Annotated in this window: 1 pseudogene; it reads right to left on the bottom strand. The window is 53.3% G+C overall.

What is annotated here, in order from left to right:
- Window positions 1-259 (bottom strand): annotated as a pseudogene (locus tag C1I60_RS25025) (hypothetical protein); the annotation flags it as partial.

Here is a 259-nt window from a genome sequence, read left to right as displayed (position 1 = left end):
TTCCGGCTGAAAGACGAAGGCTGCCTGTAGCTTGAATCTGAACATGCTGAGTACTGTTCAGGCTCACACCATGATGAGTATTCATGGAAATGTACAGCGATCCTTCCTGAGCACTCATCGACAGCTCGGAGTTGCCCAAGGAAATTTCTTTTCCCTGCGGATTCGCAAAGGATTTCACGCCAGGATCGGCTGTTTTACGCTGGTGACGCTCTGCCGGGGATTCAGCCACAGCGCCTTGAGCGGCGTGAGAGGAAGGGGT

It is taken from the genome of Paenibacillus terrae, assembly GCF_005217525.1.
GTDB classification, from domain to species: Bacteria; Bacillota; Bacilli; order Paenibacillales; family Paenibacillaceae; genus Paenibacillus; species Paenibacillus terrae_C.
The sequence above is the reverse complement of the archived record's forward strand: the minus strand, read 5'-3'. Positions and strand labels throughout refer to the sequence as shown.